Here is a 367-nt window from a genome sequence, read left to right as displayed (position 1 = left end):
TTCTGCACGGCACTCTCATTCGTAGCGTCGCAACCGATACCCCATATAGTATCTGTGGGGTATAAAATAATGCCTCCGCGCTGCATCACCTCTACAGCTTTACGGATATCTTCACTAAATAATTCCTTTGACATGCTTGGATAGAATTAATAAGAAATAACGGGGTGTTCCCGGGGTTTATATGCAAATATATACAAAAAGAGATAACTCCTTCAAAAGGACAAAGAGTAGTATAGTGTTCGTGCCAATTATAGCCTCAAATGATGTTGGCTACAACGGGGGCGTCATGCGACTGCCACCAAGAGCGTATAGAGTGATTACCCCGCTTCAAACATCATTTTTTGTAACTGAGCCGGATAGGAGTTTT

1 protein-coding gene is annotated in these 367 nt (G+C 42.5%); it reads right to left on the bottom strand.

Annotated features, from left to right (window positions below; genetic code table 11):
• Nucleotides 1-134: L-threonylcarbamoyladenylate synthase (locus A6X21_RS25550; RefSeq protein ID WP_205847454.1), on the bottom strand; the 134-nt coding region annotated here is incomplete at its 3' end.
• Nucleotides 135-367 lie beyond the last annotated feature (233 nt).

Origin of the sequence: Planctopirus hydrillae, from assembly GCF_001707835.1 — a bacterium.
Classification (GTDB): Bacteria; Planctomycetota; Planctomycetia; order Planctomycetales; family Planctomycetaceae; genus Planctopirus; species Planctopirus hydrillae.
The sequence above is the reverse complement of the archived record's forward strand: the minus strand, read 5'-3'. Positions and strand labels throughout refer to the sequence as shown.